Raw genomic sequence first — 6,107 nt, 5'->3', positions numbered from 1 at the left:
GGGGGGGGGGGCGGGCATCTGCCGCCCCGCGGGCGTTGGTGGGGGGGTCCCCCCGGACGGAGTCGGGGGGAGGGTCCGGGCGGAGCCCGGTGCCCGGCGGAGCCGGGTTGCTTGGGGCTCCGCCCCAAACCCCGCGCCTCAAACGCCGGCGGGGCTGGATCGGCCGGGCCCCCGTTACAGCAGGGCGTCCGGGGTGGTGGCGCCGGCTTCTGCGGTGATTTCGGGGGCGGTCTGGGCCCGGCGGGCCAGGGTGAAGCGGACTTCGCCCGCGCCGCCGGCGGTGAAGCCGTGGATCGCGGGGCGCGGGAGGCTGTTGTAGCCGTAGTGGGCGGTGAAGAAGTACGCCCCGGTGTCCGGGACCGCGATCAGGTCGCCCGGGGCCAGCTCCGGCAGCTCCCGGGCCGTGGCCAGCAGGTCCCCCGCGAAGCACGCCGGCCCGGCGATGTCCTGGGCGACGGGCGGGCCCGTCTTCGGGGAGCCCTTCGCGTCGTACGGCAGGATCCGCAGCGGCCACGCCGCCGGGGCGTAGACCGTACGGGTGGCCAGCTGGACGCCCGCGTGGGTGAGGGCGATCGCGCGGCCGCCCGTCGTCTTGGTGTACTCCACCCTGGACACCACCAGCCCGTGCTTCGCCAGCAGCGAGCGGCCGAACTCGGTCACCAGGCCGTACGAGCCGTCGAACAGCCGCGGGACCGCCGCGCGGAGGGCGGCGACGTACTCCGCGTACGTCGGCGTGTGCTCGTCCGAGGCGAAGTTCACCGGCAGGCCGCCGCCGATGTCGAGCGTGTCGACCTGCCGCCGCCCGGCCGCCGCGTTGATCTCCTCGGCCAGGGCGTGCACCTCCCGCACCCCCTCCGCGATCAGCGGCAACGGCACGCCCTGCGAGCCCGAGTGGGTGTGCAGCCGGGTCAGCCACGGCCGGTCCAGGTAGGCCCGTACCAGCCACTCCCGCGCCCCGGGATCCCGCAGCGCGATCCCGAACTTCGAGGTCGCCGTGGCCGTGGACAGGGCGTCGATGGCACCCGCACCCGTCTGGGGGTTGATGCGTAGGCCGATCGGGGAGGCGGGAGGGCCGGGCGGCCCCGCCGCCACCAAGGCGTCCAGCCGCTCCAGCTCCTGGCGGTTGTCCGCGTTGACGGCGATCCCGAGGGCGAGGGCCTCGCGCAGTTCGGCCACCGTCTTGGCGGGGGAGTCCAGGACCGTCCGCCCGGCCGGCACCCCGGCCGCCCGCGCCAGGGCCAGCTCGCCGGGGCTGGCCACCTCGCAGCCCAGCCCCGCGTCGGCGAGCAGCCGCAGCACCGGCACCAGCGGCGCGGCCTTCACCGCGAAGGCGTGCAGGACGGGCGTGCCCGGCGCCGCGGCGGCCGCGAACGCCGCCGTCAGCGCGGCGGCGGAGTCCCGGATCCCGGCGGTGTCCAGCAGGCAGACTAGCGGCGGCGCGGCGTCCGACCCGCCCACCAGGCCCTGCTCGACGGCGGCCCGTACGGCCAGGTCCCGCCGCTCGGCCGTGTCCGGCCCCGTCCCCGCCCCGTCAGCCCCGCCAGTGCTGTCAGCCATGTTTGCCATCCCATCATCCGGCGCGCCCGGCCGCAGCTGTTGACTGAATCTATTCAGGCGGCGAGGATGTGAATGGAATTACCTACAGCGTTTGGAGGCAGCGCCATGTCAGGACCCCGCCCCGTACGGGCTGCGCGAGGCACCGAGCTCAGCACCCTGGGATGGCAGCAGGAGGCCGCCCTGCGGATGCTCCAGAACAACCTCGACCCCGAGGTCGCCGAGCACCCCGACAAGCTCGTCGTCTACGGCGGCACCGGCAAGGCCGCCCGCGACTGGCGCTCCTTCGACGCGATGGTCCGCACCCTGCAGACCCTCAAGCAGGACGAGACCATGCTCGTCCAGTCCGGCCGCCCGGTCGGCGTGATGCAGACCCACGAGTGGGCCCCGCGCGTCCTGCTCGCCAACTCCAACCTCGTCGGCGACTGGGCCAACTGGGAGGAGTTCCGCCGCCTGGAGCACCTCGGCCTGACCATGTACGGCCAGATGACCGCCGGCTCCTGGATCTACATCGGCACCCAGGGCATCCTCCAGGGCACGTACGAGACCTTCGCCGCCGTCGCCGCCAAGAAGTTCGGCGGCACCCTCGCCGGGACCATCACCCTCACCGCCGGCCTCGGCGGCATGGGCGGCGCCCAGCCGCTGGCCGTCACCATGAACGACGGCGTCGCGATCTGCATCGACTGCGACCCCCGCGCCATCGAGCGCCGCATCGAGCACCGCTACCTCGACGTCAAGGCCGACAACCTGGCGCACGCCCTCCAGCTCGCCACCGAGGCCCGCGACCAGCGCAAGCCGCTGTCCATCGGCCTCCTCGGCAACGCCGCCGAGCTGCTCCCGCAGATGCTCGCCGAGGGCGCCCCGATCGACATCGTCACCGACCAGACCTCGGCGCACGACCCGCTGTCGTACCTGCCGATCGGCGTCGACTTCGACGACATGGCCTCCTACGCGGCCAAGGACCCGGCCGGCTTCACCACCCGCTCCCGCGAGTCCATGGCCAAGCACGTCGAGGCCATGGTCGGCTTCATGGACGCCGGCGCCGAGGTCTTCGACTACGGCAACTCCATCCGCGGCGAGGCCCAGCTCGCCGGCTACGACCGCGCGTTCGCCTTCCCCGGCTTCGTCCCGGCCTACATCCGCCCGCTGTTCTGCGAGGGCAAGGGCCCCTTCCGCTGGGCGGCCCTGTCCGGCGACGCGGCCGACATCGCCAAGACCGACAAGGCGATGCTCGACCTCTTCCCGGAGAACGAGTCCCTGGCCCGCTGGATCAAGATGGCCGGCGAGCGCGTCCACTTCCAGGGCCTGCCCGCCCGCATCTGCTGGCTCGGCTACGGCGAGCGCGACAAGGCCGGCGAGCGCTTCAACGACATGGTCGCGAGCGGCGAGCTGGCCGCCCCGCTGGCCATCGGCCGCGACCACCTCGACTGCGGCTCCGTCGCCTCCCCGTACCGCGAGACCGAGGCCATGCTCGACGGCTCCGACGCCATCGCCGACTGGCCGCTGCTCAACGCCATGGTCAACGTGGCCTCCGGCGCCTCCTGGGTCTCCATCCACCACGGCGGCGGCGTCGGCATGGGCCGCTCCATCCACGCCGGCCAGGTCACCGTCGCCGACGGCACCAAGCTCGCCGGCGAGAAGATCCGCCGCGTCCTGACCAACGACCCCGGCATGGGCGTCATCCGCCACGTCGACGCCGGCTACGACATCGCCGAGTCGGTGGCCGCCGAGCGCGGCGTCCGCGTCCCGATGCGCGAAGGCGACGACGCGTGAGCACGAGCTCCGAAACCCCGGGCGGCCTCCCCCGCCCCGCCTCCACCCCCGCCCCGGCCGCGCCGGGGCGGGGGCGGGCCCCGTCGTTCCACACCATGTGGAACGAGCTCCTGCCCATCGGCCGGCACGCCGACAGCGGCGGCTACCGCCGTTACGCCTGGACCGGCGCCGACGCCGACTGCCGCGCCTGGTTCCGGGCGCAGGCCGAGGCCCGCGGCCTGGCGTACGAGACCGACCGCAACGGCAACCAGTGGGCCTGGCTGGGCGACCCGCTCGCCGGGGACGCCGTCGTCACCGGCTCCCACCTGGACTCCGTGCCCGACGGCGGCGCCTTCGACGGCCCCCTCGGCGTGGTGTCCTCCTTCGCCGCCCTGGACGAGCTGCGCGCCCGCGGCGCCGAGTTCACCCGGCCGCTCGCCATCACCAACTTCGGCGACGAGGAAGGGGCCCGCTTCGGCCTCGCCTGCGTCGGCTCCCGCCTCAGCGCCGGGCAGCTGACCCGGCAGAAGGCGTACGAGCTGCGCGACGCCGACGGGACGAGCCTGCCCGAGGCCATGGAGGCCGCCGGGTACGACCCCGAGGCGATCGGACCCGACCCCGAACGCCTCGCCCGCATCGGCGCCTTCGTCGAACTGCACGTCGAGCAGGGCCGCGCCCTGGACCTGTCCGGCGACTCCGTCGGCATCGCCTCCGCCATCTGGCCGCACGGCCGCTGGCGGTTCGACTTCCGCGGCGAGGCCAACCACGCCGGCACCACCCGCCTGGTCGACCGCCGCGATCCGATGCTCACGTACGCCGAGACGGTCCTCGCCGCCCGTACGGAGGCGGCCCTCGCCGGCGCCGTCGCCACCTTCGGCAAGATCGCCGTCGAGCCGAACGGGGTCAACGCGATCCCCTCCCTCGTACGGGGCTGGCTCGACTCCCGCGCCGCCGACCAGGCCACCCTCGACACCGTGGTCACCGCCATCGAGAAGGCCGCCCGCGAGCGCGCCGACAAGGACGGCATCGACCTCTCCGTCGTCCGGGAGTCCTTCACCCCGGTCGTGGAGTTCGAGCACGCGCTGCGCGAGGAGCTGAACCGGATCCTGGGCGGGGCCGTCCCCGTCCTCGGCACCGGTGCCGGACACGACGCCGGAATCCTCTCCGCCGCCGTCCCGACCGCGATGCTGTTCGTACGCAACCCCACGGGCATCTCGCACTCCCCGCGGGAGTTCGCCCCCGAGGACGACTGCGTCGCCGGCGTCCTCGCCCTCGCCGACGTACTGGAGGGCCTGGCATGCCGCTGACGTACTGGCTGGAGCACGCCTGGCTCGGCAGCGCCGTCGAGCCAGGCGTGGCGGTGGAGGTGTCCGGCGACGGGCGGATCGCCGCTGTCCGCACCGGGGTGGACGCCCCGCCGCCCGGCGCCGAGGTGCTGCGCGGCCTGACCCTCCCGGGCCTGGCCAACGCCCACAGCCACGCCTTCCACCGGGCGCTGCGCGGCGTGGTCCAGGTCGGCTCGGGCACCTTCTGGACCTGGCGCGAGGTCATGTACGGCGTCGCGCAGAACCTCACGCCCGACAGCTACTTCACGCTCGCGCGGGCCGTGTACGCGGAGATGGCGCTGGCCGGCATCACCAACGTCGGCGAGTTCCACTACGTCCACCACGCGCCCGGCGGCACCCCGTACGCCGATCCCAACGCCATGGGCGAGGCGCTGATCGAGGCCGCGGCCGCCGCCGGCATCCGCATCACCCTCCTCGACACCGCCTACCTGTCCTCCGGCTTCGGCGAGGCGCCGAACGAGCACCAGCGGCGCTTCTCCGACGGCACCGCCGAGGCCTGGGCCGAGCGGGTCTCGGCGCTGGGGCCCCGCGAGCACGCGCTGATCGGCGCCGCGATCCACTCCGTGCGGGCCGTGCCGGCGGGCCAGCTGGCCGCCGTGGCCGACTGGGCCGCGCAGCGGGAGGCGCCGCTGCACGTCCACCTGTCCGAGCAGACCGCGGAGAACGACGCGTGCCGGGCCGCGCACGGCTGCACCCCCACCGAGCTGCTCGCCGAGCACGGCGTGCTCGGGGCGCGGACCACCGGGGTCCACAACACGCACCTGACGGACGGGGACATCGCCCTGCTCGGCGGCTCGGCCACCGGTACGTGCATGTGCCCGACCACCGAGCGGGACCTCGCGGACGGCATCGGGCCGGCCGGGCGGCTCCAGCAGGCGGGCAGCCCGCTGTCGCTGGGCAGCGACAGCCACGCCGTGATCGACCTGCTGGAGGAGGCGCGGGCCATGGAGCTCAACGAGCGCCTGCGCAGCCGGACGCGGGGGCACTGGACGGCCAACGCCCTGCTGGCCGCCGCCACCGCCGACGGCCATGCGGCCCTGGGCCGCCCCGACGCGGGCCGGCTGGAGCCGGGCGCCCTCGCGGACTTCACGACAGTGGCCCTGGACTCGGTCCGGACCGCCGGCCCGCCGCCCCGGCTCGGCGCCGAGACGGCCGTCTTCGCCGCCTCGGCGGCGGACGTCCGGCACACGGTGGTCGGCGGCCGCCACGTGGTCCGCGACGGCCACCACACCCTGGTCGCCGACGTCCCGACGGCCCTCGCCGAAGCCATAGCGGCCCTCCGCCCCTGACCGAGTTCCCCCACCCCGCCCCTTCCCGCCCCTTCCCAAAGCTGGGGGCTCGCCCCGGCCCCCGTTCCGGGCGCTCCGCGCCCGGTGCGCTCAAACGCCGCGCGGGCTGGATTGTGCCGCTGCGCGGCAATTCCAGCCTCGCCGGCGTTTGAGGCGCGGGGTCCGG

4 protein-coding genes are annotated in these 6,107 nt (G+C 74.9%); 3 read left to right on the top strand and 1 reads right to left on the bottom strand.

Annotated elements, in window-relative coordinates; genetic code table 11:
- Window positions 1–174: 174 nt before the first annotated feature.
- Window positions 175–1,557, bottom strand: a complete 1,383-nt coding sequence (locus ABZ924_RS37935; RefSeq protein WP_361920202.1) for a diaminopimelate decarboxylase — start codon at window positions 1,555–1,557, stop codon at window positions 175–177.
- Between the two features lie 105 nt (window positions 1,558–1,662).
- Here ABZ924_RS37935 and hutU point away from each other — a divergent pair, with 105 nt between their 5' ends.
- The 3 genes from hutU (at window position 1,663) to ABZ924_RS37920 (ending at window position 5,941) form a co-directional block, all read left to right on the top strand.
- On the top strand, window positions 1,663–3,327 hold the full coding sequence (hutU, locus tag ABZ924_RS37930; RefSeq protein ID WP_361920200.1) for a urocanate hydratase: 1,665 nt from the start codon (window positions 1,663–1,665) through the stop codon (window positions 3,325–3,327).
- A gap of 95 nt (window positions 3,328–3,422) precedes the next feature.
- The gene (locus tag ABZ924_RS37925) at window positions 3,423–4,613 is read left to right on the top strand and encodes an allantoate amidohydrolase (RefSeq protein WP_361920204.1); all 1,191 of its coding nucleotides are present in this window, start codon (window positions 3,423–3,425) and stop codon (window positions 4,611–4,613) included.
- The gene (locus ABZ924_RS37920; protein ID WP_361920198.1) at window positions 4,604–5,941 is read left to right on the top strand and encodes a formimidoylglutamate deiminase; all 1,338 of its coding nucleotides are present in this window, start codon (window positions 4,604–4,606) and stop codon (window positions 5,939–5,941) included. Before ABZ924_RS37925 ends, ABZ924_RS37920 begins: the two co-directional genes overlap by 10 nt.
- The last annotated feature ends 166 nt before the right edge of the window (window positions 5,942–6,107 follow it).

The organism is Streptomyces sp. NPDC046876 (assembly GCF_040645035.1).
Classification (GTDB): domain Bacteria; phylum Actinomycetota; class Actinomycetes; order Streptomycetales; family Streptomycetaceae; genus Streptomyces.
The sequence above is the reverse complement of the archived record's forward strand: the minus strand, read 5'-3'. Positions and strand labels throughout refer to the sequence as shown.